This is a genomic window from Nocardiopsis listeri NBRC 13360 (assembly GCF_001570765.1).
GTDB lineage: Bacteria > Actinomycetota > Actinomycetes > Streptosporangiales > Streptosporangiaceae > Nocardiopsis > Nocardiopsis listeri.
In genome coordinates, this window is the sequence record NZ_BCSH01000006.1 from 115,358 (window position 1) to 139,270 (window position 23,913).

Annotated in this window: 25 protein-coding genes and 1 tRNA gene; 7 read left to right on the forward strand and 19 right to left on the reverse strand. The window is 68.8% G+C overall.

What is annotated here, in order from left to right; all coding sequences use genetic code 11:
- Positions 1 to 38 precede the first annotated feature (38 nt).
- Positions 39 to 112, forward strand: a tRNA-Ile gene (locus tag NLI01S_RS02265).
- 319 nt (positions 113 to 431) lie between these two features.
- Here NLI01S_RS02265 and NLI01S_RS02270 read toward each other — a convergent pair.
- Positions 432 to 872: an NUDIX domain-containing protein gene (locus NLI01S_RS02270; RefSeq protein ID WP_223809070.1), complete on the reverse strand. Its 441-nt coding sequence runs from the start codon at positions 870 to 872 to the stop codon at positions 432 to 434.
- Between the two features lie 167 nt (positions 873 to 1,039).
- Here NLI01S_RS02270 and NLI01S_RS26545 point away from each other — a divergent pair, with 167 nt between their 5' ends.
- Both NLI01S_RS26545 and NLI01S_RS26200 read left to right on the forward strand, forming a co-directional pair.
- Complete coding sequence (locus NLI01S_RS26545) at positions 1,040 to 1,171, forward strand: hypothetical protein (RefSeq protein WP_263363264.1); 132 nt, start codon at positions 1,040 to 1,042, stop codon at positions 1,169 to 1,171.
- A 177-nt stretch (positions 1,172 to 1,348) separates the two neighbouring features.
- The gene (locus NLI01S_RS26200; protein WP_223809071.1) at positions 1,349 to 1,675 is read left to right on the forward strand and encodes a hypothetical protein; all 327 of its coding nucleotides are present in this window, start codon (positions 1,349 to 1,351) and stop codon (positions 1,673 to 1,675) included.
- Between the two features lie 118 nt (positions 1,676 to 1,793).
- On the opposite strand, the gene NLI01S_RS02280 is transcribed toward NLI01S_RS26200, so the two are convergent.
- Positions 1,794 to 2,672: a CPBP family intramembrane glutamic endopeptidase gene (locus NLI01S_RS02280; protein ID WP_067598299.1), complete on the reverse strand. Its 879-nt coding sequence runs from the start codon at positions 2,670 to 2,672 to the stop codon at positions 1,794 to 1,796.
- A gap of 39 nt (positions 2,673 to 2,711) precedes the next feature.
- On the opposite strand from NLI01S_RS02280, the gene NLI01S_RS02285 reads away from it, so the two are divergent.
- The gene (locus tag NLI01S_RS02285) at positions 2,712 to 3,395 is read left to right on the forward strand and encodes a TetR/AcrR family transcriptional regulator C-terminal domain-containing protein (protein ID WP_067598302.1); all 684 of its coding nucleotides are present in this window, start codon (positions 2,712 to 2,714) and stop codon (positions 3,393 to 3,395) included.
- 132 nt (positions 3,396 to 3,527) lie between these two features.
- Here NLI01S_RS02285 and NLI01S_RS25515 read toward each other — a convergent pair whose 3' ends face one another.
- The 3 genes from NLI01S_RS25515 to rfbA all read right to left on the reverse strand — a co-directional run bounded on the left by NLI01S_RS25515 (position 3,528) and on the right by rfbA (position 5,405).
- Positions 3,528 to 3,686: a hypothetical protein gene (locus NLI01S_RS25515; protein ID WP_157090917.1), complete on the reverse strand. Its 159-nt coding sequence runs from the start codon at positions 3,684 to 3,686 to the stop codon at positions 3,528 to 3,530.
- Positions 3,687 to 3,823: 137 nt separating this feature from the next.
- Positions 3,824 to 4,480 (reverse strand): response regulator transcription factor, encoded by a 657-nt coding sequence (locus tag NLI01S_RS02290; protein ID WP_223809072.1) that lies wholly within the window; start codon positions 4,478 to 4,480, stop codon positions 3,824 to 3,826.
- A 46-nt stretch (positions 4,481 to 4,526) separates the two neighbouring features.
- Positions 4,527 to 5,405 (reverse strand): glucose-1-phosphate thymidylyltransferase RfbA, encoded by an 879-nt coding sequence (rfbA, locus tag NLI01S_RS02295; RefSeq protein WP_067598305.1) that lies wholly within the window; start codon positions 5,403 to 5,405, stop codon positions 4,527 to 4,529.
- A gap of 80 nt (positions 5,406 to 5,485) precedes the next feature.
- Here rfbA and NLI01S_RS02300 point away from each other — a divergent pair, with 80 nt between their 5' ends.
- Positions 5,486 to 6,679, forward strand: a complete 1,194-nt coding sequence (locus NLI01S_RS02300; RefSeq protein ID WP_067598308.1) for a sensor histidine kinase — start codon at positions 5,486 to 5,488, stop codon at positions 6,677 to 6,679.
- Here the strand turns inward: NLI01S_RS02300 and NLI01S_RS02305 are convergent.
- The 6 genes from NLI01S_RS02305 to NLI01S_RS25910 are packed head-to-tail and all read right to left on the reverse strand — an operon-like array spanning position 6,618 to position 12,818.
- On the reverse strand, positions 6,618 to 8,723 hold the full coding sequence (locus tag NLI01S_RS02305; RefSeq protein WP_067598311.1) for a prolyl oligopeptidase family serine peptidase: 2,106 nt from the start codon (positions 8,721 to 8,723) through the stop codon (positions 6,618 to 6,620). The genes NLI01S_RS02300 and NLI01S_RS02305 overlap by 62 nt on opposite strands.
- Entirely contained in the window at positions 8,720 to 9,325 is a 606-nt protein-coding gene (locus NLI01S_RS02310) for a flavoprotein (RefSeq protein WP_067598314.1), read from the reverse strand. Before NLI01S_RS02310 ends, NLI01S_RS02305 begins: the two co-directional genes overlap by 4 nt.
- A 22-nt stretch (positions 9,326 to 9,347) precedes the next feature.
- Positions 9,348 to 10,211, reverse strand: a complete 864-nt coding sequence (locus tag NLI01S_RS02315; RefSeq protein WP_067598317.1) for a hypothetical protein — start codon at positions 10,209 to 10,211, stop codon at positions 9,348 to 9,350.
- A complete protein-coding gene (locus tag NLI01S_RS02320; protein ID WP_067598320.1) occupies positions 10,208 to 11,119 on the reverse strand; it encodes a T3SS effector HopA1 family protein in 912 nt (303 codons plus the stop codon). Before NLI01S_RS02320 ends, NLI01S_RS02315 begins: the two co-directional genes overlap by 4 nt.
- The gene (locus tag NLI01S_RS02325) at positions 11,116 to 12,141 is read right to left on the reverse strand and encodes a phosphotransferase (RefSeq protein WP_067598323.1); all 1,026 of its coding nucleotides are present in this window, start codon (positions 12,139 to 12,141) and stop codon (positions 11,116 to 11,118) included. The genes NLI01S_RS02320 and NLI01S_RS02325 overlap by 4 nt, the downstream gene beginning before the upstream one ends.
- Complete coding sequence (locus NLI01S_RS25910; RefSeq protein ID WP_190318335.1) at positions 12,138 to 12,818, reverse strand: hypothetical protein; 681 nt, start codon at positions 12,816 to 12,818, stop codon at positions 12,138 to 12,140. Before NLI01S_RS25910 ends, NLI01S_RS02325 begins: the two co-directional genes overlap by 4 nt.
- 1,469 nt (positions 12,819 to 14,287) lie before the next feature.
- Between NLI01S_RS25910 and rfbB the strand changes: the two genes are divergently transcribed.
- Together rfbB and NLI01S_RS02340 are read left to right on the forward strand one after the other, a co-directional pair.
- Positions 14,288 to 15,286: a dTDP-glucose 4,6-dehydratase gene (rfbB, locus tag NLI01S_RS02335; protein WP_223809073.1), complete on the forward strand. Its 999-nt coding sequence runs from the start codon at positions 14,288 to 14,290 to the stop codon at positions 15,284 to 15,286.
- Complete coding sequence (locus NLI01S_RS02340; RefSeq protein ID WP_067598332.1) at positions 15,273 to 15,989, forward strand: class I SAM-dependent DNA methyltransferase; 717 nt, start codon at positions 15,273 to 15,275, stop codon at positions 15,987 to 15,989. Before rfbB ends, NLI01S_RS02340 begins: the two co-directional genes overlap by 14 nt.
- A gap of 67 nt (positions 15,990 to 16,056) precedes the next feature.
- Here the strand turns inward: NLI01S_RS02340 and NLI01S_RS02345 are convergent, their stop codons facing one another.
- From NLI01S_RS02345 to NLI01S_RS02380, 8 genes are all read right to left on the reverse strand, one after another.
- A complete protein-coding gene (locus tag NLI01S_RS02345; protein ID WP_067598335.1) occupies positions 16,057 to 17,349 on the reverse strand; it encodes an activator-dependent family glycosyltransferase in 1,293 nt (430 codons plus the stop codon).
- 40 nt (positions 17,350 to 17,389) lie between these two features.
- Positions 17,390 to 17,653, reverse strand: coding sequence for a hypothetical protein (locus NLI01S_RS02350; RefSeq protein WP_067598338.1), 264 nt, complete (start codon positions 17,651 to 17,653; stop codon positions 17,390 to 17,392).
- A gap of 27 nt (positions 17,654 to 17,680) precedes the next feature.
- A complete protein-coding gene (desII, locus tag NLI01S_RS02355) occupies positions 17,681 to 19,105 on the reverse strand; it encodes a dTDP-4-amino-4,6-dideoxy-D-glucose ammonia-lyase (protein ID WP_067598342.1) in 1,425 nt (474 codons plus the stop codon).
- Positions 19,053 to 20,309, reverse strand: a complete 1,257-nt coding sequence (locus tag NLI01S_RS02360) for an aminotransferase class I/II-fold pyridoxal phosphate-dependent enzyme (protein ID WP_067598344.1) — start codon at positions 20,307 to 20,309, stop codon at positions 19,053 to 19,055. The genes desII and NLI01S_RS02360 overlap by 53 nt, the downstream gene beginning before the upstream one ends.
- A 13-nt stretch (positions 20,310 to 20,322) precedes the next feature.
- Positions 20,323 to 20,553, reverse strand: coding sequence for a hypothetical protein (locus NLI01S_RS02365; RefSeq protein WP_067598347.1), 231 nt, complete (start codon positions 20,551 to 20,553; stop codon positions 20,323 to 20,325).
- 49 nt (positions 20,554 to 20,602) lie between these two features.
- Positions 20,603 to 21,415 (reverse strand): ABC transporter permease, encoded by an 813-nt coding sequence (locus tag NLI01S_RS02370; protein WP_067598350.1) that lies wholly within the window; start codon positions 21,413 to 21,415, stop codon positions 20,603 to 20,605.
- Entirely contained in the window at positions 21,412 to 22,413 is a 1,002-nt protein-coding gene (locus NLI01S_RS02375) for an ABC transporter ATP-binding protein (protein ID WP_067598353.1), read from the reverse strand. Before NLI01S_RS02375 ends, NLI01S_RS02370 begins: the two co-directional genes overlap by 4 nt.
- Positions 22,414 to 22,493: 80 nt before the next feature.
- Positions 22,494 to 23,603: a DegT/DnrJ/EryC1/StrS family aminotransferase gene (locus NLI01S_RS02380; RefSeq protein ID WP_067598356.1), complete on the reverse strand. Its 1,110-nt coding sequence runs from the start codon at positions 23,601 to 23,603 to the stop codon at positions 22,494 to 22,496.
- Between the last annotated feature and the right edge of the window lie 310 nt (positions 23,604 to 23,913).

Sequence of the window (23,913 nt, forward strand, 5' to 3'; positions counted from 1 at the left end):
CAGGCCCCCGGGATGCGGTAGAGTTCCTGACGGAACGAGGGCGTATAGCTCAGTCGGTTAGAGCGCATCCCTGATAAGGATGAGGTCCCAGGTTCAAGTCCTGGTACGCCCACACTTTTACAGATCAGAGCCTTGCTTCTCCATTCGGAGAGTGGGGCTCTTCCTGTTTCCACCGGCATTCGACCGTGGGGCCCCACGGCGATCCCTGTCGGAGCCTGCGGCTCCCTGGCCCCGAGCGATATCGACAGGACGCCAAGTCGACAACGGTTCGAATCGCCATGTCGACTCGACCCTGACCGACGCTCCCCCGGCCGGTAGCGGCACGCCCAGAAGCTCCAGAAGTTCCAGAAGCTCCGATACGCACATGGGTGACCGGGCTCGGAGGCCACGACCGTTCGGCTGACCCTGACCGGAAGTTGATCGGCGTCCTGTCACAGACCGATCGCTGACTTGGGTCCCATGTAGGAACCTGCCCCGGGAAACCCGTCCTCGACCAAACGTGCGAAGTGGTCGCTGAATCCGAGGTGGGCGAGGTCCCCGGTCTTCACGAATTCCACTCCTCGGATCGGCCGCGAGTCGAGCCCTTCCGAGATATCCCCCAGAGAACCACCCGTACGGTGAACCTCAAAGGTTATGTGCACGACGTGCAAATTCTTTTCCGAGACGATGTGGTCGCACAGATACAACAGGCGTCCAACCTCGACCTCGACCCCTATTTCTTCGCGCATCTCGCGAACCAGGGCGTCACCGAGCGGTTCACCCTCCTCCACTCGTCCACCCGGCAAGCTCCACCTGCGCGGGCCGTCGGTGTCCTGCTCCAAGAGCAGTACCTTCCCGTCCTCGGCAAGGAGGCCTGCCACTCGTGTGTCCATGCCGGCACCCTAGCGAACGCAATGAGGCCCCGGGATCGACTGATGAACGAGAGCGAACCGATGTCGTGATCGCTGCCGGGGGATGGGGAAAACGACGTTCCGAATGGTCTCGCTACCTGCTCAACGAATTATTTCCCGTGCGAGGAAACCCGGGAATCGTCCACCTCATGGATGAGATCGTCCGAATGGGCAGGGTGAGGGCCACGATGGTCCACCACCCCTACTATGAGGACTTCATCCCCTCCTGGGTCGGTCGGGCTCTGACCGATGAGCGCGGCTACGACCGGGCGGCCGCATGAACCTGCGCCCATGACCCTCGTCGGCCGAACATCGATCTGCGCTTCACCCCACAGCAGGGACCGTCCAGCGAGACCGCTCTCGGCCGCCCGAACGAGCTCTACGCGATCTACGCCGACAACCTCTATCCCGAAGGCCACCCCTTCTCGCGACTACGGAGCACGGGCGAAGGTGCGTCGGTGATCGCGCGTCCGTGCAACCGGGCAGAGGCGCCGAACCGAGGGGTGATCGTCTGCGACCGCGGGTTCATGGTGGATCTGGTGGAGAAGCCGGACGAGTCCACGGCACGTGGTCTCGAACGCCAACACGGTCCGGACGCGCTCGTGCTGTTGGAAGGACGGGCTCGTGCAGACCGGTCCTTTCTCGACTTCCTGTGGTCGTACCGCCCCGACCGCGCCATGGAAGCGAAACTGTCTCTGGCCCTCTCGGCTTACGCACGTACCCATCCGGTCCGTGTGTGCCGCATCAGTTCGTCCGTGACCGACCTCGGAGCCCCGGTGCCGTGAGGGAGTGACCGGTCTTCGGGGTGGGTACTTGCCGGAGTCTCCGTCACGGCTGGTGTGGAACACGACGAAGACGACCCTGCCCGCGCTCGACCGCGCGGGCAGGGTCGTCTTCGTCGTGTCAGCCTTCGACGCCGGCGTTCCGGGGCAGGCCCAGACGTCCGCGGGTGCAGACCAGAAGGAACAGGGCGACCAGCAGGACCAGCCCGACCTCGATGGACGAGGCCGGGGCGCCCACGGCCACACCCTTGAGCCCCGATGCGACGTTGATCGCGGCGTGGGTGATCACCGCGGCGATCACTCCGCCTCGGGCCGTGTTGAACACGTATCCGAGGACGACGGTGAGCCCGAGGCACAGCAGGACGTACGAGGGGAAGTGGATGTTCGACTGGGACGTGCCCTCCATGAAGAACAGCGGGGCGTGCCAGACGGCCCAGATGATCCCCAGCATCACGTTCGCGGCCAGGGGGCTGTGCGCTCCCTGGAGTCGCGGCAGGGCGAAGCCTCGCCAGCCCAGTTCCTCGTTGCCGCCACCGACCAGGGCGATGACCAGGAACTGAATCGGAACGGTCATCAGGGCCTGTCGAAGGGCGGCCTCGTCAAGGTCGGCCTGACCCAGGTACACGGGCAGCGCGGCCGAGCCGGCGATGGCGAGAAGGATCAGGACGGCGGCCGCGTAGGGCATGAGTCCACCCCGGCGGCGAAGGGAGTGGCGGCGGAAGAGCGCGCCCACCCCCTGGCGGCCCTGGGTGGCCGCGGTGACGATGATCGCGGCCACCATCGGGCCGAAGGCTCCGATGACGACGGCCGGCATCGGGTCGGCGCCGGGGAACAGGCGGGGGAAGATCCACCAGGTCGTCCAGGAGAAGGCGAAGGCCAGGAGGAAGAAGACGCCGAGTCCGTGGGGGGCGACGACCGTCGTGCGGGACTGGTCGGGGGTGGAAGGTGCGGAGGACAGGGGGTGCGTGGAGGGGCTCGTTGTTGCCATGCCCAGAAACATACACTGTTGGATTCATACATACAACGTAGGATTGCGGATATGCTGACGAGCATGGCCGATACAGGATCAGAGCAGCAGTTCGAGAGCGTCTTCCAACGATCGCCGCGCAAACGTCGCGCGAAGCCGGCGCTGAGCAGGGACCGTATCGTCGGCGGGACCATCGCCCTGCTCGACCGCGACGGGGCCTCGGCTCTGACCATGCGCAAGGTCGCCGCCGAGCTGGAGGTGCACGCGACGAGTCTGTACTGGCACGTGGAGCGGCGTGAGGACCTGGTGGACCTGGCCGTGGACGAGATCCTCGCGGGGGCCGCTTCGGCTCTCCCCGGGCCGGACGTGCCCTGGGACGTCGCGGTCAAGGCGACCGCACGCCGCTTCTACATGGCCCTGACCGAGCACACGTGGGCCGCCGAGTTCGCCGGCTCGAGGCCGTTGCTCGGTCCCAACGCGATCACCCTGTCACGACGGATCGTCGAGGCGATCCAGGGCTCCGGTGCCGACGAGGAGGGTCAGGCGGTCGTGATCAGGGCGGTGTCGAACCAGATCCTCGGTGCGGCCACGTCGGCCGTGGCCATGCGGGTGGCCAAGTCGGGACATTCCCAGGGGCACGAGGGCGCGGTCTCGGCCGCGGTGGCCAAGGCCGACGCCCTGGCGGTGGAGAACACCTACTTCGACCAGGCCTTGGACCTGATCCTCGCGGGCGCCGAGGCGCGACCCCGTGGGTGACCCTCGGGTCGCCGGGGTCGTCATGTCGACAACGAGACGCGTCCTCATGTCGACAAGTGTCCTCGAGCGCGTGGAGGGCCGGCCTCCGTGCGGAGGCCGGCCCGAACCGTGGGGAAGCGAACTCGACGGCTCTTAGCAGTCGAGGGTGATGGAGATGGTGATGCCGCAGGGGACGCTGGTCGGCGCGTCGACACCCTCGTCCAGCGTGACGCTCATGTCCTCCTGAGCGGCCTGGGCGCCGGCGGTGCTGAGCAGCTCGATGTCACCGAAGATGTTCGCGGACTGGTTCATGCCGATTCTCCTCTGGTGTGATGGGCGGGGACCGGGGGGATCCCTGCGCCTCACTGGCTGGGCACTTACGAGAATCGAATATTTCCTTCAGTCGGCCAAGTCATCACCGAAAATTGGCAACTAAGTGCCACGCCGGCTCAGATCCAACCCGCCTCACGCGCCAGCCCGGCGGCCTCGTAACGGGTCTTGACGTCGAGTTTCTCCAGGATCCCCGACAGGTAGTTGCGCACGGTGCCGTTGGCCAGGTGGAGCTTGGCGGCGATGTCCTTGGTGGTGGTGCTCTGGTCGACCTCGGCCAGGATGCTCAGCTCCCGCTCGCTCAGCGGACAACTCGGCTCCGCCAGCGCGTCGGCCGCCAGGTAGGGGTCGACGTACCTGTCCCCCACCGCCACGCGCCTGAGGACGTTGGACAGACTCTGGGCGGACGTGCTCTTGGCGATGAAGCCGGTCGCGCCCTCCTTCAACGCCCGCCGCAGCGTTCCCGGGTTGGCGTGGCGCGTGAGGATGACGCAGCGCACGTTCGGGCAGTGCTTGCGCAGTCTTCCCAAGAGCACGAGGCCACCGTCGGGCATCTCGATGTCCAGCATGACGATGTCCGGGCGTGACTCCAACGCGATCCTGAAGGCGTCGCCACCGTTGTCCGCCTGGCCGACCACCGTGATGTCGGGCTCCAGGTCGAGCAGGGCCGCGATGGCCTCACGGGTCATCGCCTCGTCCTCGGCGAGCAGTACACGAATCAGGTCTTCCTCCCCGGGAACGTCCGTGTGCGACGCCTTGTCGCACGGTAGGGCCATTATCGCCGCCACCTCGCGGCACGCGCCAGAGAAGTCCCGGGGCGGTTCACGGCCCGGTGAGGTCCTGGGCGATGTCCATGACGTACGAGCCGTAGGCGGAACCGGACATACGCGCGCCCAGTTCGTGGCAATCGGCGGCGGAGATGAAGCCCATCCGGGCCGCGATCTCCTCCACGCAGGCCACGCGCACCCCTTGCCGATTGGCCAACAACTCGACGTAGTGACCGGCCTCCAAGAGGGAATCGTGTGTTCCCGCGTCCAGCCACATGAATCCGCGGCCGAGCTGAACGAGGTCGGCCCGCCCCTGTCGGACGTACTCGCGGTTGACGTCGGTGATCTCCAGTTCTCCGCGTTCGGAGGGCTCCACCTCGGCGGCGATGTCCACCACGTCCTGGTCGTAGAAGTACAACCCGGTCACGGCGTTGTCGGAACGGGGGTCGAGCGGTTTCTCCTCCAACGAGACCAGTTCGCCCTTCCCGTCCACCTCGCCGATCGCGTAGCGGCCGGGATCGGACACCGGATACCCGAACAGGGCACAGCCGGTGAACTCCCGGCGCGCGCGGGCGAGCAGGTCGTAGAAACCGGACCCGTGGAACACGTTGTCCCCCAGGACCAGCGCCGACCTCTGCCCGCGCACATGGTCGGCACCGATGACGTAGGCCTCGGCGATCCCCCGTGGTTCGCGCTGGAGCGCGTAGCTCAGGTTCAGGCCCAGATGGGCCCCGTCCCCCAGGAGTGCCTGGAGCGGGGCGAGGGAGTCGGGTGCGCAGACGAGGAGGATGTCGCGGATGTCCGCGAGCATCAGAACCGAGAGCGGATAGTAGATCAGGGGTTTGTCGTAGACCGGTAGGAGTTGTTTGGAGGTGCAGTGGGTCAGCGGGTACAACCGGCTGCCGGTTCCACCCGCGAGGAGGATGCCCTTCATACCGTCGACGCCTTCCTTGTCCGGGAATCGTTTGTACGATCGGTCCGCACGCCGACGTCACCCCTCAGGGAGCGGGCCCCATGAGTGATCGCCGACGGTCCGACGAGGCCATCACCCCGGACGATGTGGTCCTCCGTCACGTGCGCAGGAACCACTACCTCACGATGATGTTCGTGGTGGTCGTCCCGGGGGTCACCCTGATCGCGGTCTTTCCCGGGGCGTTGCGGGCCCTGTTCCTGGTCTCGCTGGTCGGTCTGTTCTTCCTGTTGCGCACCCTGACGTTCGACGCCCTGCCCTGGCGGCCTTCGCCGCCGTACCGGTCGGTCATCACGTGGACGCTGGTGCTGGTCTCGCTGGTGGCCACCTGGTTCGCGACGGAGTGGGTCGTCGTCCCCTGGATGTGGCTGTTGCTGCCGGGAACCGCGACCGCCGACGTGGTCACGCTGCACCGGAACCGACTCGGCCCCTACTACGCGCTCTCCGTCGGGTTGGCGGCGGCGACCTGTGTGTACCTGGTGAAGGCACAGGAATCCGGAGCGGACGGCGGCCAGCAGGCCCTGCTCGCCTTCTTCGTCGTCATGTTCATCGGATACTGGGAGGCGACCGGCCCCATGCTGTGGCAGCGCACCGTCAGCGCGGAGCGGACGACGTTGCGGCTCGCGGTGGCCGAGGAGCGGCTGCGCCTGTCCGAGGACCTGCACGACATCCTGGGCCGGGCCTTGGAGGTCGTGGCGTTCAAGGGCGAACTCGCGGCACGCCTCGTCGAGGTCGAGCCGGAGCGTGCGCGCGCCGAGATGGAGGAGATCCAGTCGGTCGCGCGTGGTGCGGTGCACGACGTGCGGGAACTGGTGCGCAACCGTCGGGCCACCCACCTGCCAGAGGAGGTGCGCGCCGCCGAACGGCTGCTGCGATCGGCCTCCGTGCGTTGCGAGATCGAGGGCGACTTCGACGATGTGGACGAGCGACTGAGCGGGGTGTTCGGAAGCGTGGTCCGCGAGTCGGTCACCAACATGCTGCGGCACGCGACCCCGACGACCTGCCTCGTCCGTTGGTCGTGTGAGGGCGGTCACCTGGAACTCACGGTGCACAACGACGGGGTGCCGTCGGCCGGTACCTCCTCCGAACCCGCCGAGGGCAGCGGAATCGTCGGTATGCGTCGCCGTGTCGCCGAACACGGGGGTGAACTGACCACAGAGGAGCATGGCGACACGTTCACCCTCGTGGCCCGGGTGCCGGTCGCGGTGACCGCTCGCCCGGCGCGGCGTCGATGGTGAGCGACCTCGCTCGCTCGCCCAGGGGCAACCCCAGAGCGCGCGCGAGGAAGCAGAACTCGTCCACCGCCTGTGCCTTGCGGGCCGACAGGGTCCCGGACCCGTGTCCGAGCCGGGACCGTAGCGCGTAGAGCGCGACACCCGGTGGTTCCTCCACGGTCCCGTCCTGGCAGATTCGCAGGGCGGCGCAGAACTTGCGGGCGTGGGCGGGGTCGACCCGGCCGTCCATTTCCAGCGCGGTGAGGAGGAAGGGCGGGTACCGAGTGCCACGACGCAGGTTGTGGTACGGCGAGTAGGCGGCCAGGGCGGCCCGGTCCCGTGGGTCCTCGGGATCGCCGTACTCGGGGATCCAGGCACGACCGGCGGGCCACCGGGCGAAACCCAGCATGTCCAGTGGGGCCGCCGAGGCGATCACGCCCGCGTAGGTGTCCGGGCGGTCCACCGCGGCCGCCGCCGCCAGCATTCCGCCGTGGGACGAACCCAGGAGACCGACGTGTCCGGCCGCGGCGACCCCGGAATCGACGAGGTGGTCCGCCGCGGCGTGCAGGTCGCGCACCGATCGGTACTTGGCGCGCCCGCGCGCGGCCTCGCGCCACCGTTCCCCTTCCTCACCGCCACCACGGACGCCGACCATCGCCCACCGTCCGCCCGCCGCGGTCCAGGCCAGGGCGGCCGCGGAGAAGGTGGGCGTGTAGGCCAGACCGAAGCCCCCGTACACGGTGAGCAGGGTCGGTACGGGCCCTGGGAGGTCGGCGGGGCCGATGACGAAGACGCCCACCGGTACCCCGTCGTCGGCGACGGCCTCGTGACGTTCGCAGGACACCGACCCTCGTGGCGCGGACCCCGGGGCCCACAGCACCGGTTCGGCTCCGGCCCCACCGGTCGTGTACCGAAGCAGCGACGGTGGGGTGACGAAGTCGGTCCACACCATCCACGTGCGACCGTCGGGGTCGGTCCGGACATCGTTCACGGAACCGATCCCCGGGAGGTCGACCCGCTCGCCCGCACCGGGTTCGTCATCGGGCCGGTGGATCCGTACCCGGGAGGCTCCCCGGGCGCGCCAGACCGTGAGCAGACGGTCGTCGTCCCCCGTCCCCACCGCCTGGACGAGGACCTCGTCGGGCCGTTCGGGGACGGTCTCGCTCCAGCCCCTGTCTCCGTCCAGGGACAGGGTGAGCAACCGCCCGCGCGGGGCCCCGTGCCGGGTGAGGACGTCGAGACGGTCACCACGAAAGGACGCGGTGCAGTCCGACGCGGCGTGGACGGCGGACACGGAGGTGCCCCCACCGGTGACGTCGAGGACGCCGAGCCACACCCCGGTGGCGCGCCCGCGCCTGGCCTGCACCAACAGCCGGTGGCCGGACCGGGCGATACCGACCCGCTGGACCAGGAAGTCCTCGGGCACCCCTCGGATCTGGTGTGCGGGATCGTCGGGTCGGTCGAGGAGGTGGAGGGCCGCCGTACGTCGTGGCGTCGATCCGTCGCCTCCGATCCTTACGTAACAGAGCCCGGATCCGTCGGGGAGCCAGACGGGCGCCAGCGGATGGCAGCCCTCCAGGGGCGGAGCCGAGGGGACACCGGTCCACGGATCGATCAGTTCGATCCGGGCCGGGCCACCGTCGGCGGGGGCCAGGACGACCGCGAGACGGGAGCCTTCCGGGGACGCGGACCAGTCGACGAGGAGGTCACAACCCTCGGGGTCGTGTTCTCGCGGATCGAAGACCACCCGAGCCGAGAGGTCGGCCTCGGCGCCGACCTCGTCCGCCATGACGAGGACCGGGTGGTCCCGCCGCGGCTCGAAACGGAGATAGATCGACTTGTCGCCGACTCGACACGGAAGCCCGTAGCCACCGGCGGCCATGAAGGGGGCCAGGTGTTCCCGGGTCGTCTCGCGCAGGCCGTCACGGTCCAGGTGCTCGGACAACTCCGCGGTCCGTTCCAGTTCCCACGCGTGCACGTCCTCGCTCGTGCCGTCCTCCAACCAATGGAAGAGGTCTGCGCCGTCGGCGGGGACGACCGGGCGTCCCCGCCGGTGTGCCGTGCTCACGCTCGACCCGCCTCCTTCTCCCGCTTGTCCGAGTCGCCCAGGACACCCGAGTCGGCCACGAACCCCAGCACGGAGAAGACCGACGGCATGGCGCCCTCCTCCCCGGAACCGGTGTGCGCGGACACCCCTCGCTCCGGCGGCACCACGTGGTAACCGTCCTCGCCGAGCAGGGCCAGGTTGCGCCGGACCGCGCCCGCGCCCACACGCGGCCCGCCCAGGGAGGGCACGAGGAACACGGGTGCCCGGGTGAACCCGACCGTGGCCAGGGCCAGGCTGTCGGTGATGCCGTGGGCGATCTTGGCCAGGAAGGCGCCGGTGGCCGGGACGACCAGGACGAGGTCGGCCCATTCGGCGGCCTCTCGGTGGTCGACGGTCCCGGTCTCGGGTGACCAGTCCGGCCCGAGCACGGGACGGCCGGACAACGAGGCCAGGGCCTCGGGTGAGACCAGTCGGGTGGCGGAGTGGGTCAAGCACACCCTGGTGTTCCAACCCATGAGTTCGCGCAGGTACAGGACCCACCCCGGCAACAGGGACACCGGCAGGGCGCCCGTACCGATGACCAGGAGGTTGCCCCGCGGGAGTGGGATGTGGGGGAGATTCATGCCGTTCTCCTTCGAGTGGGGTTCAGGCCTGGGGCGCGTTGTCCGCCCGGTCCAGCAGCGTCGCGGCGACGGACAGTTCCAGGGCGACGGTGGGCGGGTCGATCCCCTTGACGGAGGCCAACCGGCGGGCGTGGTCCACCACCAGCACGGCGGTGCCCGCGCGCAACGTCGCCGCGTTCGGCTGGGCGCCCTCGACGGCGAGGGCACCGTAAGAGGCGGCCACACGGGACAGGGAGGGGGCGCTCGACTTGCCGGCGGCCGCGAAGAGACGGGCGGTCAGCTGGATCTCGGCGAGTGTCCGGCTGAGGTTCAACACCAGGGGGACCGGGGACGACGGCACCAGGGCCGTGGCCGCGTCGAAACGGGGTGCCCCGGTCGAGGGACGGGCACCGAGAACGAGGCGCCCCAACCCCAGCGTGCGCTGCGACGAGTGCCGGAGGAAGACCGGATCCGGGGGGAGGCGACCCAACAGGGCGCGCACCCTGGACGCCTCCTCGATCCCCAGGTCCGCGCATCCCTCCAGGAATCGGTGCGCCTCCTCCCACAGAGGAGGCGAGGGGTCGGTTCCGCCGTCACCTTCCGAGGAACAGCCCTTCACGGCCAGGTGGACCAGGCGGGGCAGCCCCCGCTCCGCTTCGGCCGGCAGAGCGACGGGTGCCCGCAGGACGTCGGCGACGGTCAGGTGTCCCCGAACCGAACGGTAGACCTCGTAACCGTCGTCGGAGGGCGAGGGTGGGACGAAGGCCACGGAGCCTCCGATCTCCCGGGCGGGGAGGGAGACCGGAGGCCGCTTCCGGGCGGGGAAAGCACCTGAGGAGGGCAGGTACCAGTCCCAGGAGTCACCGTTGGCTTCGACACGGCGGGTGGCGGCGGGCGTCGCCGTCATGGCGCGGGCACCTCCTCGGGGACGCCGTTGAGGGCGTCGAGCATGCGGTCGGCGAGGTCGTCGGTTCCGTGTTCCGCGAGGAAACGGGAGAAGAGGTCGGCGACGCCGGCCCCGAAACTGCCCGCGCGCAACCCCGGCGGGTGCACGGCCAGAGCCGCACCCCGGGCCACTCGCAGGGAGAACCCCGGGACCGTGTCGTCCAGGACGTCGGGGACCCGATGTTCCAGGAGCCCGGCCACGGCGTGCTCGGTCGCGGCCGCGTCCAGATAGACGACGAACGAGTCGGGACGGGGGCGTTTCGGCCCACGGATCGCCGCCTTCGCCTGCCAGGGCACGTCCAGTTCCTCCAGGAAGGTCAGCACGCGGGCCAGGACGGCGCGCTCGGACAGGGAGGACAGGTGCAGGTACAGGCGGGCGTCGGGTCGATCGGCCGGGCCTCGGGGCCCCGTGTAGGCGAACCAACCGAACAGGGCGCCGGGGCGGGCCCGGGGCAACATGAGGGTGGCCGTACCGTCGGCGGCCCCGCGAACCCGGTCGGAGGGCAGGCGTAGGCGGACGCCCCGTCGGACGGCCTCCACCTCGAGCCCCTCCTCGACCCGGACCCGCCAGCCGCCGGAGGGCCAGGTGCCGGTGGCGAGTTCGGTGAGCAGTCCCACGGCGGCGTGGTCGGTCCCGTGGTCCTCGGTCTCGGACCCACCGGACAGGTGGACGTCGCGGTAGATCCAGCCGCGCAGTCGACGGACCTGACCCGGAAGACCGCGCTCCTCGCTCACCTCCCCCGTCGCGGTCCGGACCCAACGGCGGCCCCCGTCCTCGGGAACGAGGGCCCGGGTCACGCGGGCGCACCACTCGTGCACGACCGCGTCCGGGATCGAACGGGTGGCCGGGATCAGGGGGGTGGTGCTCATGTCCGGGCTCCTTCGGTGAGGACGGTTCGGAGCCGTTCCGCGGACGTGGCGACGTCGGTGAGCATGCCGGTGGTCGCCAGCAGCAGAACGGTCGGGACGGCGCCGACCTGACTGCTCAGGGTCGCGAGCGACTGCGCGCGGCAGAGAAGGCGCGAACCCATGAGCGGCAGCAGGTGGTCGAGGTCGGGTTCCATGTCGCGGACCGATCGGTACCCCTCCATCAGGAGCGCGAAGTACCGGAAGGACGCCGCCGCGCTCGTGTTCAGGGCCCGGGCGATCTCCTCAGGTCGGTCCGCGCGCGAACGCCGGATGTGCTCGTTGAGGGAGGACGCCAGGACCCCGGCCAGGAACGCGGCCAGGTCCTCGTGAGGGTCTCCCCGTCCGGCCAGTTCCCAGTCGATGAGGTGCGGCCGGCCGGAGTCGCCGGGCCCGAGCAGGACGTTGTCGGGCTTGAGGTCCCCGTGGACGAGGACCGTCGCTTCAGCGGCGGGCCGTTGCACGGACTCCAGGGCCCGTCTCGCCTCGGGGTGCTCCTCCAGCAGGCGCAGCATCGCGATGCTCTGGTCCGAGGTGGTGGCGTACTCTTCGGCGGTCAGGGGGAAGAGCCGGGGTCGTTCCGGTCGGGCCGTGGGCAGGTCGTGCGGATCGAGGGTGTGGGTCGTGGCGATCAGCGCGCCACAGCGGCGGGCGTGCCCGGTGTCCCACGAGGCGGTGAGCGCGTCCTGGAGCGTCATGTCGCCCGGATCCGCGTCGAAGACGAGACGGGCGTCGTCGTACCAGAGCGGGGCGGAGCACAGCGGGTCGTCGTCGGGGGTCCGTGCCGAGGAGGCGATCAGGTTGGCCCGGAGTTCGCGGGCCAGGTCCTCGGACCCGGAGGCGGATCCCCGCGCCTTCTTGACGACGAGGTGCCGGCCCTCGTGCTCCAGCCGGGTGACACGGGGGTGGAAGGCGAGGGGGCGAGCGTCCCGCAGTGGTCGCTCCAGGGATTGGGGGGGACGGGTCGAGCCCGTGGAGACCTTCACAGCAAACCCCTCCGGGCGAGTCTGACGGCTGTTTGGAAGCGGCTGCGGGCCTTGACCATGTCCTTGATGCCGGCCACGTGTCGGCGGAAGGTCCGCAGTGACATGCCCAGCTCGGCGGCGGCCTCTTCGTCCCCCACTCCCTCGCTGAGGAGACGGATGATCTCGCAGGTGACGGGGTCCGTCCGTGGAGAGTCCACGTCCGGGTCGGTGTCGGGGGAACCGTCGTCCAGGGTGTCGGCCGTTCGCCAGGTCAGGTCGAACAGGGCGCGCATCCCCGAGATCATCGTCGGGCTGCGGTGGGTGACCGCCTTGTCCGATGCGCTTTCGGCCTTGGGCGCGATCGCCGCGATCCGCTGGTCGATGAGGGTCAGGTAGTGGGGCACCGAACGGGCCACTCGTACGTGGGCCCCCGAGGACTGCATCTGGCGCAGGGCGGCGCGCAGTTCCGCGTCCTCCAGGTTGCGGCGGTCGCTGACGATACGGACGCGGGCCCCCGACGTGATCAGGCGGTGCGGCGTGGTCCGCATCGCGACACAGACACCGATGCGGGCCGGGTGGAAGACCCGGACGTCACCCGGCCGGTCACGGCCCAGACGGTCGAGCAGCGCCTCGATCCTGATCGTCGTGGTCAGGGATACCGGGTCCGTGGCGGTGGATCCGATCGGGGTCTGGGACACCATGCCTCCTCCGGTACGGATGCGGGCCTTGACCGGAGAGCCACCCCACGAGTCCGACGTGCGCGGGCCCGGGGCTCGAAGCCCCTGAGCGGGGGAGCGTCTCCGTGGTACGTGGGCAGGGCCACGGAATCTCGAAATCCAGCAGGGCCGAACATAACCAGAATGGGTGGAAATATTCAACCGTTTCGCTCGTGGGACCTCCTTGTCGGCCAGGATCACGGTGTCTTAAGGATCCGTTAATATGACAACGTTGTGACAGTCGGTTCGGGGTTCTCTCATTCGAATATTGTTTCCACGCTGTTCGATGTGCGGGCGCGGGGTCGGATCGGCTTCCCGGAGCCTTGTGTGCGGCTTTGAGCTGCGGTTATGTAAAAATTACGACCGAATCTGCCTCGCCTGATCGGGCGGGTTCGAGCGGATTATTTTTAACCCGGAGGCGTTTCGTGTATTCTATTCCGAGCAAGGGGGAACTGTTTTCCGTTGATATCGTTTGTGACAGCTATATGTTCCCTCATGTGCGCCTCGGTGTCCGTGGCGGTGGGTGCGTCATAGGGGTGGCCGGCGATAATGCGGTGATGGTCGTTCGGGCTGTTCTCGTTTCCTTGTGTCCATGTTTTCTCATCACGGAAAACTTCGATAAAAGGCCCTTTCTCCTTCGGTTGTTTCAGGTTTTCCATGCCTTTCCCGGGCCCTTGTGTTTTAACCCCGTGGGTCGATTCATGGGTCCACGCGAGCGGCGACCGGCGTGCCTTCCGGTGTTTCCGGTCCGGTCTCCGATGACGCGATCGTGGCTTCTGTGATCATCTCGCTGCTGTGTGTATTCGATCTACCGTCGGTTGTGTCGGTGGGTCCAGGTCCCACTCTCGTCGAGTTCTCCGCCGAGAACCAAGAACTCGTTTCCCCTGAGGTTTTCCGGGTGAACATGAGTGGATCGCGGGGATCTCTCGAAATCGACCTCATCGCCGACGGTGATCATCGGGGCCTGGGTGCTCGGGGGTAGCAGGTTCGGAAAGCCCTTGCCGGTCGTCCCGACCGCCGTCCCGCCGGAGCCGGCGCGTGTCCCGATCGCGCGCGCGGTACGACACGAGGGGCGAGAGGCGAGCGTGCCGGGGGCCTTTTTCCCAGGCCCATGGTCGAGGCGTCTTCGATGACGGATGGAAGAGAAGGTGGCTCTTCGTGGACACGGAACCGGAAACTCCATTTCTGGTTCCGGATCGGCTCGAACCCGCGGAGCCGGAGAATGCCTGGAACCGCGCAATGAAGAACTCTTGCCAATGATCTTTGAATCACCGTTGATCGAGTAAGTGTGAACGGTCGTCACGGAGTGTGCGGTAACTCGTTCTTGTGACAGGAATCCCTTATCGGCCCCGCCGGGTGCGTGTTAGAAACGAAGTACTTGTCCGGCCCCGCTCCCGTTGGCCGCACGACGACGACAAGGTGGTGTCCGACGGTTGTTCCCGCATGTTCTCGTGACCGGAGGAGCCGGCTTCATCGGCTCCCACTACGTCACCGCGCTGCTCGGTCCCGACGGTCCCCCCGTGGCCTCGGTGACCGTGCTCGACAAACTCACCTACGCCGGTGACCTCGCGAACCTGGCGTCCGTCGCCGGCGACCCCCGTCTGACGTTCGTCCACGGCGACGTCTGCGACGAGGCCCTGGTCGACTCCCTCGTCGCCAGGACCGATCACATCGTGCACCTGGCCGCCGAATCCCACGTGGACCGCTCCCTCATCGATGGTGGGGCGTTCGTACGCACCAACGTGCTGGGCACCCAGACCCTGCTCGACGCCGCCCTCCGGCACGGCAGGGGCCCCTTCGTGCACGTGTCCACGGACGAGGTCTACGGGCCCGTCCCCACCGGGTCCAGTATCGAATCGGATCCACTCAGGCCCAGCTCGCCCTACTCCGCGGCCAAGGCCGCCGGAGACCTCGTGGCGCTCTCCTACGCCGTCAGCCACGGCCTGGACGTTCGGGTGACCCGCTGTTCCAACAACTACGGCCCTCGCCAGTACCCGGAGAAGGTCATCCCGTTGTTCGTCGGACGACTCCTGGACGGTGGGAGGCCACCGCTCTACGGCGACGGCACCCAGGTACGGGACTGGTTGCACGTGGAGGACCACGTACGGGCGCTGGAACTGGTCAGGACCAAGGGATCCTCCGGGAACGTCTACAACGTCGGCGGTGGCACGGAGCTGACCAACAACGAACTCACCGACCTGATCCTGAAGGTCTGCGGTGCCGGATGGGACCGCGTGGACCGGGTCGGTGACCGCCCCGGACACGACGTCCGCTACTCGGTGGACTGGTCGAAGGCCAGGGACGAACTCGGCTACGCGCCCCGGCACGACTTCGTCGACGGCCTGAACCGAACGGTCGAGTGGTACCGGGAGAACCGCGGCCGATGGGAGCCCGAACGTCTCCACCGACCCCTACCGGCGCAGGAGGTCCGCCCACATGTACACCGCTGATCACGCCGAGGTCTACGACCTGGTCTACCGAGGCAGGGGCAAGGACTACGCGGCCGAGGCCGCCCAGGTCATGGACCTGGCCGAGCGGCGCGGTGTCCGACCCTCCTCCCTGCTCGACGTGGCCTGTGGCACCGGCGCGCACCTGGAACACTTCGCCGGCCTGGTGGAACGGGTCGAGGGGGTCGAGCTGTCGGAGGAGATGATCGACCTGGCCCGGCGCAGGGTCCCCGCGGCCCGCCTGCACACCGGGGACATGCGCCACTTCTCGCTCGCCACCACCTTCTCCCTGGTGACCTGCATGTTCAGCTCCATCGGCTACATGCGGGACACCACCGAGCTGGGATCGGCCCTGTCCTGCCTGGCCCGGCACCTGGAGCCCGGAGGCGTCCTCGTGGTCGAACCGTGGTGGTTCCCCGAGTCGTTCATCGAGGGATACGTCTCCGCGCACGTGGTGGAGGAGGGGCGACGTACCGTCTCTCGCGTCTCGCACTCGATACGCGACGGCGGGGACACGGTCATGGAGGTGCACTTCGTGGTCGCCGACGCCGGGATCGAGGTCAGGCACTTCGTCGACGTCCACAGGATCGCGCTCTTCACCAGGCGGGAGTACGAGGAGGCCTTCCGAACCGCCGGGCTGAAGGTGGAGTTCGTGGAAGGCGGCCCCTCGGGGCGAGGGCTGCTGGTGGGCACCGCCCCGGACTGACCCCTTCCGGGGAATCCGGCACGTCGTCGCCGGCCGGGAACCCTCCCCGCCGGCGACGACGTGTCCGTCATCGACCCGCCATCGTGTCCCTGGACCGGTGCGCGTGGACGTGCTCCTGCAAGAGCGGGACCAGTTCACCGGGCAGGGGCATGGTCTCGGCCTCGACCCGTAGGTCGGCCGCGCCCTTGGCGAAGGCCGGTTCGGAGAGGACGCGTTCCAGGGCATCGCGGATCCGAGACCCCAGGTCCTCGCCCCCGGGCACGACCAGCCCCGCGCCCCGGTCCTCCAACCGGCGTGCCCGAGCCGGGGTGTCGTAGACCTCGGGAAGCACGACCTGGGGGACGCCGTTGACCATCGCGGTGGAGAAGACCCCGATGCCGCCGTGATGTACGACCGCGGCGCAGTGCGGGAACACCGCGTGGAAGGGGACGAAGTCCACCAGGCGCACGTTCTCCGGAACCCGGTCGATCAGCCCGGCTCGCCGCTCCTTGCCGAAGGTGGCGATCACCTCGGCGTCCAGGCCGTCCAAGGCGGAAAGGAGTTCCTGCGCGTTCGCCAGCGGTGCCCCCACCCGATCCGCGAACGTGGCACCGAGGGTGAGGCACACGCGCGGACGCTCGGAGGGTTCCAGGATCCAGCGCGGGAGTTCGGCGGCCCCGTTGTAGGGCACGAACCTCATGGGCAGGACCGCGCGCGAGGTGGGCAGCCGGAACGACTCCGGGAGTTGGTCGATGGTGAACTCTCCGGTCGTCAGCTCCTCCCGGAACCCCACGCCGAAGCGGGCGGCCTGTCGAGTGACCCACTCCTGGAAGTGGTCCGCCCGGTCGTCCTCCGGGCGCTCCTCCTTCAGGGCGACGTATCGCTCCCGGTAGCGACCCTTGAAGTCCATCGCCCAGGTCATCCGACCGTGGGCGGCGCCGCACGCCTCGGCGGCGATCGCGCCCGCCACGGTGGTGGACTCCCAGATCACCAGGTCCGGCCGCCATCGCCGACAGAAACCGACCAGCTCCTTGAGCAGGGGGTCGTTGATCATCCGATATTCCCAGTCCACCAGGGCCCCGAAGTGCTCCCGCAAGTGGTCCCAGGTCAACTCGCTGTCGGGGCCGTCGCCCCTGGTGTAGAAGGGGCTCGCCGTCGAGCGGTCCGCGGCGGCCAGGTGGGGGCGTCGTCGCATGTAGGGCCACATGACGTGGTCACGTCCGAGGGGGACCGCGGTCAGTCCGGCCCGACGGACGAACTCCGCCGACTCCGGGTGGCCGGCGACGGCGACGTCGTGGCCCGCCGCGCCCAGGGCCCAGGCCAGGGAGACCATCCCCTTGACGTTGCTGTCCTCCGGATAGGTCACGAACAGGGTGCGCAACGGTTCATCCTCTCGTCGGGGGTGGAAGGCGCCGGGGCGCTCAGGTCTGTTCCGTGAGGGCGCGGGCCACGGTCTCGGTGACCTTCTCCGTGGTGTGGTCCGTCATCCGGGACACCTCTTCGACCAGGAGTACGTCGAACTCCTCCTCCAGGTAGACGCCGAACTGGAAGAGGGTGAAGGCGTCCATGAAGTCCAGGCGGACGGACGTGGTGCCGTCGGGCTCCCAACCCGGACCGCCCACCACCATGTCCTTGACCTCCAAGGCCAGCGCGCTGACCCGTTCGTGTAGTTCCCGCCGGTCCATCGCCGGCTCCTTCCTCTGTGGGGGCGCTCAGCGCAGGAAACCCCGGTCGGCACCCCACCCGGCGGCGAGGTCGGATTCGATCTGGTTCAGGCGCGCGGTCACGACCTGGTCGTAGCCGTCCATGAAGTACTCGTCGCCGGGGCGGGGGTCCACCCGCCGCCCGGAGGTGACGAAGTCGGAGACGACGTCGACCAGGCCGAACCCCTCCGCGACCCGCCCGGCGACGTAACGGTCGGCACCGGCCAGGTCTGGGAAGCCCGCCTCCCGGTAGAGGTAGACGTCGCCGCGGATGTCGACCTGCGCGGCGGCCTGGAGGTGGGCGGTGGGCCGCATCGTCTCGGGCGTGATGCGCGGCAGCACCGCGTCCACACCCGACATCAGGCCGTGCAACGCGTAGCCGTAGTCGATGTTCAGGTCGGGGGTGCGCTCCGCGGCCAGGTCGGCGAACCGGTGCAGTTCCTCCTGTAGACGCGAACGTTCGTCCTCCGGGAGCATGCCGTCGTCGCGTCCGCTGTAGTCCTGCCGCAGGGTCAGGAAGTCCACGGGACGGTCGGGGGACGCGCCGTCGAGGTCGGCGATGTAGTCGACCAGCGCGGGGAGACGGTCGGCCCGTCCCGGCAGGATCAGGTAGTTCAGCCCCAGCCTGACGCCGGAGCCACGCTCGGAGCGCAGGGCCTGGAAGCGTCGCAGGTTGTCCCGTACCCGGGTGAAGGCGTTGGCCTTGCCGGTGGTGTCCTCGTACTCCTGATCGTCCAACCCGTAGAGGGAGACACGGACGGCTCCCAGGTCCCACAGGCCGGGCTGTCGATTCAGGGTCGCGTCGGTCAGGGCGAAGGCGTTGCTGTACATGGTGACGCGCAGCCCACGAGCGGCGGCCCGGGACACCAGGTCCCCGAGCCCGGGGTTGGTCAGCGGTTCCAGACCACCGGACACGTAGAGGGCGTCGGGGTCGTCGGTGGGCATGCCCTCGACGACCGCGGCGAGGCGTTCGTTGCCGGGGGCCAGTTCGGACGCCGCATAGCGGGCACCGGTCACCCGTACGCAGAAGTGGCAGCGGAACATGCAGGTGGGGCCCGGGTAGAGACCCACACTGGCCGGCGGCACCACCCGGTTCTCCACCACCGAGTCCAGGACGCCGCGACGTTCCAGGGGCAGGATCGTCTTGGTCCAGTACTGGCCGGCGGGCCCGGCCACCACGGCCGCGCGGAGTTCGGGGACCTCGCGAAAGCGTGCGATCAGACGGGCGAAGGCGGTTCGGTCCACCCCGAGCCCGAGCCTGGCGTCCTCCAACGTGGTGAAGGGCGCGTTGCCGAAGACACGTGCGAGTTCGACCAGGTGGGCGGCGTCGACGTCGGTGAACGGGGCGCGGTGGCGCAGGGCTTCGACGGCGGAACGGGGGTCACTGTCGGGCAGAGAACAGATCGCTACCGGATCCGTGCTCGAGATCGTCATGTCGGGTCTCCTGTGCTGGGCCGGCCTGGAGAGCGCGAACCACCCGGTCGCCGTGTGAGGCCGCGAGACGGACGATGTCGCACACGGTCTCGACGTCCGTGGTCGATGTGCCCGTGCCCGTGGGCAGGGCCAGGACGGTCGCGGCCAGCCGTTCGGTACGGGGCAGGGGAAACGGGGTGGGGCGGCAGGTGTAGGGCTCCGTCTGGTGACAGGCCGGTGAGAAGTAGGGCCGCGTGATCACGTTCTCCGCGAGGAGCACCCTGTGGAGGGTGTCACGGTCCATGCCGGTCTCCGCCGGATCCACGCGAACGATCACGTACTGGTGGTTGGGTCGTTGGGCGGGGTCGAAGCGCTCCACCGAGATCCCGGGAGATCGCTCCAGGAGCTCCACGTACAAGGCGTGGTTGCGCCGATTGTGGGACACCGTGTCGGGAAGGGCCTCCAGCGAGGTCAGCGCCATCGCGGCGGACACCTCGCTCATCTTGGCGTTGGTGCCGCCGTACTCGTTCCTGGTTCCCTCCCCGAAGGCCCGCAGGGACCGGACCCGTTCGGCGGTCTCCTCGTCGTCGGTCACCAGGGCGCCGCCCTCGAAGCCGCCGACGACCTTGGTCGCGTGCAGGCTGAACACCTCGGCGTCACCGAAGCTCCCGACGGGACGCCCGTCCAGGGCGCAGCCGATGGCGTGGGCGGCGTCCAGGTACAGGTCGAGCCCGTGTTCGGCGGCCAGGTCCTCCAGCTCGGGGGCCGGGCAGGGGCGCCCCCAAAGGTGGACGCCGACGATCGCCCCGGTCCGCGGGGTGATCGCCGCGCGGGCCCGGCGCGGGTCGATCTGTCCGGTCAGGGGGTCCACGTCGCAGAAGACGGGGGCCAGACCGACCCAGCGCATCGCGTGCGCCGTGGCGACGAAGGTCATGGACGGCATGACCACTTCGCCTCGGATCCCCCTCGCCCGGGCGAGCACCTGCATCGCCGTGGTGGCGTTGCACATGGCGACGCAGTGACGGACCCCCGCGATCTCGGCGAGCCGTGTCTCCAGTTCCTCGACGAAGGGTCCGCCGTTGCTGTGCCGACCGCTGTCCAGGATCCGTTCCACCCGGCGGAGGAAGGAACGACGATCCACCCTCGAGGGACGACCCACGACGAGGGGATCGGTGAACGAGGGGCTTCCGCCGAGCACGGCCAGGTCGGATACCGAAGTCTTCATGGCGTGGACCCGCTCAGTGGTCGGAGGTCGACCGGTCGGCGCGTTGGGTCGAGACGACGACGACCACCCGACCGACGGAGTAGAGCAGGATGGCCGCCATGCCCAGGATCTGGATCAACGGCCGGTCGGAGACGAACAGGTGGATGACGAGCCCGACGACACCGATGGTGATGAGCTGGACGAGGACCTCTTGGGCCACGCTCGTACCGAGCTTGAGGCCGGAGAGGGCGTACAGGAAGTTCATGGTCTTCTCCTTGTGGGTCCGATGGCTTCGGGGCGCCGCCCCCAGGGGGTCAGGAGCGGGGCTCCCAGCGCCAGGTGCGCGTCGTCACGAAGATCGCGAGCGCCGTCCACCCCACGAGGAGGACGATGTCGGCGACCACCGGTGACACCGGTAGGGGCAGGGTCTGGAGCCCGGCGCCCGCACCACCCCAACCCTTGGCGATCAGGTCCGCCGCGGGGACGAGGGGGACGAGGATCGAGAGCCAGGAGACGATCTCCATCGGGTGGTCGAGTAGCTGGGCGCCGATGACGGCCAGGATGAGCAGCGGCATCATCGTGAACATGACGCGCTCGTGGTTGCCGGTGATGGACACGATGAAGGTGCCCAGGATCGGTGCGAGGACCAGCCCCAGGACGACCCCGGCCAGCACCAACGGCAGGTTCTCGGGTGCGGGTGCACCGGTCACCAGGAACACGGCCAGCATCAGGAGCATCTGGGTGAGGCCGAGTGCCGCGACCGCGAGCAGGTTGGCGGCGATCAGCTCCGCGCCGTCCAGCTCCGTGGTCCGCAGCCGCTTGTAGACCAGGGTGTCCCGACGTGACGAGAGCTGTGTCGCCGTGCTCATGTACGGCGTCATCATCAGCGCGTACATGAAGTACACGCCGAGCGTGGCGCCCCACTGCTCCGAGCCCTCCGGCCGCTGTCCCAGGTAGGAGAGACCGACCAACATCATCGGCAGGAGCAGCGCGACCGCGAGCACGCCCTTGCGACGCGTCAGCAGCCGTAGTTCGGTGAGGGTGAAGGCCATCATGAGGGCGAACCGTCCGCGTGAGCGCACCGTGGTCCGGTCCGGAGCGGCCGGGCGCGTGTCGTTCGTCGTCATGACGTGGTCACATCCTCCTTGACGCGGTGCTCGGCGTCGGTGCTCGGCCGCTCGTCGGGGGAGAGTCGTTCGTCCCCCACACGGATCGCGTGGAAGAGGTTCTCCAGGGTGGCGGCCTGGGCGTGCAGGTCGGTCAGGGTCACCCGTTCGCGCTCCGCCCAGTTCAGGAGGAGGGTCAGGTCCCTCTGGAGCGTCGAGGTCTCGATCCGCAGTGAGGCTTGCGAACCGTCGGTGCGCCGCTCCACGGTCGGGACGACGGACAGGGCGGGCAGCCGGGCCTCCTCCGCGCCGGGTACGCGGGCGGTGATGGTGGCCGGGTACGAGGCGAGGACCTCGCGCTTGGTCCCGGCGACGGCGACACGGCCCTGGTGCATGATGGCCAGGCTGTCGGCCAGGGACTCGGCCTCTTCGAGGTAGTGCGTGGTCAGGATGATGGTGGAGCCGTTCGACCGCAGCTCGTCGACCAGGGACCAGAGCCGCCGACGGGACTCGGGGTCCAGTCCGGTGGTGGGTTCGTCGAGCACCACCAGCTCGGGTGATCCCCACACCGCCAGTGCGATGTCCAGGCGTCGCTTCTCGCCACCGGACAGCTTGTCCAGGCGGACCTCGGCGCGGTGGGAGAGTTCGACGCGTTCCAGAACCGAGTCCACGTCGTCGACCCGACCCGAGATGGAGCTCCAGAGGTGCGTCATCTCACGGACGGTCATCTCCGTGAGGAAACCGGCCTCCTGGAGCATGAAGCCGGTGCGTCGACGCAGGTCGCGGCGGTCACGGAAGGGATCCAGGCCGAGGACGCGAATGTGGCCCCCGTCCGGCCTCCGATAGCCCTGGATCAGCTCCAGCGAGGTGGTCTTCCCGGCGCCGTTGGTACCCAACAGGGCGAACACCTCGCCTCGACCGGCGCGCAGGGAGACGTCCTTGACGGCCTGGAACGAACCGTAGGAGTAACAGAGTCCGTCGACTTCGACTGCGAGTTCGGTGAGCGGTGGTGTGGACATGCCTTCACTGTCACAGTGCGGTTCTCACACGGGTAAGTACCGCGCTGTCACGGAAACCGGATGACAGCCGCGCGAGGATGTCACACCGCGTCAAGGGATTCGTGCACAGCGGTGATGATCCGCTCCTGGTCGGAGTCCTTGAGGGAGGGGTACAGGGGAAGTGAGAGGACCTCCTCCGCTACGGCCTCCGTCACGGGGAGGGAACCCGGCGCGTACCCCAGGTGCGCGAACCCCGACATCAGGTGGACCGGGCGGGGATAGTGCACCGTCGTCCGTACCCCGCGGCGCTCCAGCTCGGCGGCGAGGGCGTCACGTCGTGGGTGCCGCACCACGTACAGGTAGTACACGTGCTCGTTTCCATCGGCCGTGACGGGCAGGGACAGGCCCGTTCCGGCGAACGCCCGGTCATAGCGGGCGGCCAGCTCACGACGTCGGTCGACGTAGGTGTTCAGGCGCGGCAGCTTGACCCGCAGGATCTCCGCCTGAACCTCGTCCAACCTGCTGTTGTAGCCCGGTAGTTCTTCGACGTGGAAGCGTTCGCGCATGCCGCAGTAACGAAGGACCCGAAGGGACTCGGCCACCCCGGGCGTTCCGCTCAGGACGGCGCCGGCGTCACCGTAGGCGCCCAGGACCTTGGTCGGGTAGAAGGAGAAGGCCCCGGCGTCGCCCATCGTGCCGGCGAGCCGTCCCTGGTGACGGGCACCGTGTGACTGTGCGCAGTCCTCGATCACGGCCAGACCGTGCCGTCGTGCCAGGGGAAGGAGTGTCGTCATGTCGACACACTGGCCGTACAGGTGCACCGGGAGCAGGCAGCGGGTGCGCTCCCCGATCAGTGACGCCACGTGGTCCGTGTCGATGAGGTGGGTCCGGGGGTCCACGTCGGCGAAGACCGGTACCGCGCCCACCGCGTCGATGGCCACGACCGTCTGCGCGGCGGTGTTGGCGACCGTGACGACCTCGTCGCCCTCGCCCACGCCCAGGGCGCGCAACGCCAGGACGATCGCGTTCGTCCCGTTGTCCACGCCCACGCAGTGGTCCACTCCGTGGTGGGCGGCGAACTCCTCCTCGAACGAGGAGACCCCCTTCCCCAGGATCAGCCTTCCCGACGAGAACGCCCGGTCCACGGCGGCCAGGAGCTCCTCGCGTTCGTTCCGGTACTCGTCCAGGTATCCCCAGTCGTGGATGACCATGCGGCCTCGAATCTGGTCGGGGGTGTGAGGGGTGCCCGATCGTACTACCGGTACGGGATCTCGGTATGTGGACCTGTCGCCGTGCGGATTTGTCGACCTTGCACCGTCACCCCGTGGTCGCGGGGTGTTCGAAGTGCCTGAACAACGGTGGTTCCCCACCGACCGTTCGGTCAGGCCACATGCCCCCAACTGCGAATATTTGGACCCCGGCCTAGAAAGTGTTCCGCCTCACATGCCATGGTGTCCTAGGGCTCAGACGCATGCCGACCAAATACCCCTGTGTCGTGACACCCGTCGCGTCCGGAGCGGA

Excerpts from the sequence above, each read along its gene's own strand:
- rfbA (WP_067598305.1), bottom strand. The coding sequence starts at position 5,405 with ATGAAGGGCATCCTCCTCGCGGGTGGAACCGGCAGCCGGTTGTACCCG.
- NLI01S_RS25515 (WP_157090917.1), bottom strand. The coding sequence starts at position 3,686 with ATGAACCAGTCCGCGAACATCTTCGGTGACATCGAGCTGCTCAGCACC.
- NLI01S_RS02290 (WP_223809072.1), bottom strand. The coding sequence starts at position 4,480 with ATGGCCCTACCGTGCGACAAGGCGTCGCACACGGACGTTCCCGGGGAG.
- NLI01S_RS02375 (WP_067598353.1), bottom strand. The coding sequence starts at position 22,413 with ATGTCCACACCACCGCTCACCGAACTCGCAGTCGAAGTCGACGGACTC.
- NLI01S_RS02310 (WP_067598314.1), bottom strand. The coding sequence starts at position 9,325 with ATGAATCTCCCCCACATCCCACTCCCGCGGGGCAACCTCCTGGTCATC.
- NLI01S_RS02365 (WP_067598347.1), bottom strand. The coding sequence starts at position 20,553 with ATGAACTTCCTGTACGCCCTCTCCGGCCTCAAGCTCGGTACGAGCGTG.
- NLI01S_RS02300 (WP_067598308.1), top strand. The coding sequence starts at position 5,486 with ATGAGTGATCGCCGACGGTCCGACGAGGCCATCACCCCGGACGATGTG.
- NLI01S_RS02320 (WP_067598320.1), bottom strand. The coding sequence starts at position 11,119 with ATGAGCACCACCCCCCTGATCCCGGCCACCCGTTCGATCCCGGACGCG.
- NLI01S_RS02315 (WP_067598317.1), bottom strand. The coding sequence starts at position 10,211 with ATGACGGCGACGCCCGCCGCCACCCGCCGTGTCGAAGCCAACGGTGAC.
- NLI01S_RS02270 (WP_223809070.1), bottom strand. The coding sequence starts at position 872 with ATGGACACACGAGTGGCAGGCCTCCTTGCCGAGGACGGGAAGGTACTG.
- NLI01S_RS26545 (WP_263363264.1), top strand. The coding sequence starts at position 1,040 with ATGGATGAGATCGTCCGAATGGGCAGGGTGAGGGCCACGATGGTCCAC.
- NLI01S_RS02350 (WP_067598338.1), bottom strand. The coding sequence starts at position 17,653 with ATGGACCGGCGGGAACTACACGAACGGGTCAGCGCGCTGGCCTTGGAG.
- NLI01S_RS02280 (WP_067598299.1), bottom strand. The coding sequence starts at position 2,672 with ATGTTTCTGGGCATGGCAACAACGAGCCCCTCCACGCACCCCCTGTCC.
- NLI01S_RS02380 (WP_067598356.1), bottom strand. The coding sequence starts at position 23,603 with ATGGTCATCCACGACTGGGGATACCTGGACGAGTACCGGAACGAACGC.
- NLI01S_RS02360 (WP_067598344.1), bottom strand. The coding sequence starts at position 20,309 with ATGAAGACTTCGGTATCCGACCTGGCCGTGCTCGGCGGAAGCCCCTCG.
- desII (WP_067598342.1), bottom strand. The coding sequence starts at position 19,105 with ATGACGATCTCGAGCACGGATCCGGTAGCGATCTGTTCTCTGCCCGAC.
- NLI01S_RS02340 (WP_067598332.1), top strand. The coding sequence starts at position 15,273 with ATGTACACCGCTGATCACGCCGAGGTCTACGACCTGGTCTACCGAGGC.
- NLI01S_RS02370 (WP_067598350.1), bottom strand. The coding sequence starts at position 21,415 with ATGACGACGAACGACACGCGCCCGGCCGCTCCGGACCGGACCACGGTG.
- NLI01S_RS02285 (WP_067598302.1), top strand. The coding sequence starts at position 2,712 with ATGCTGACGAGCATGGCCGATACAGGATCAGAGCAGCAGTTCGAGAGC.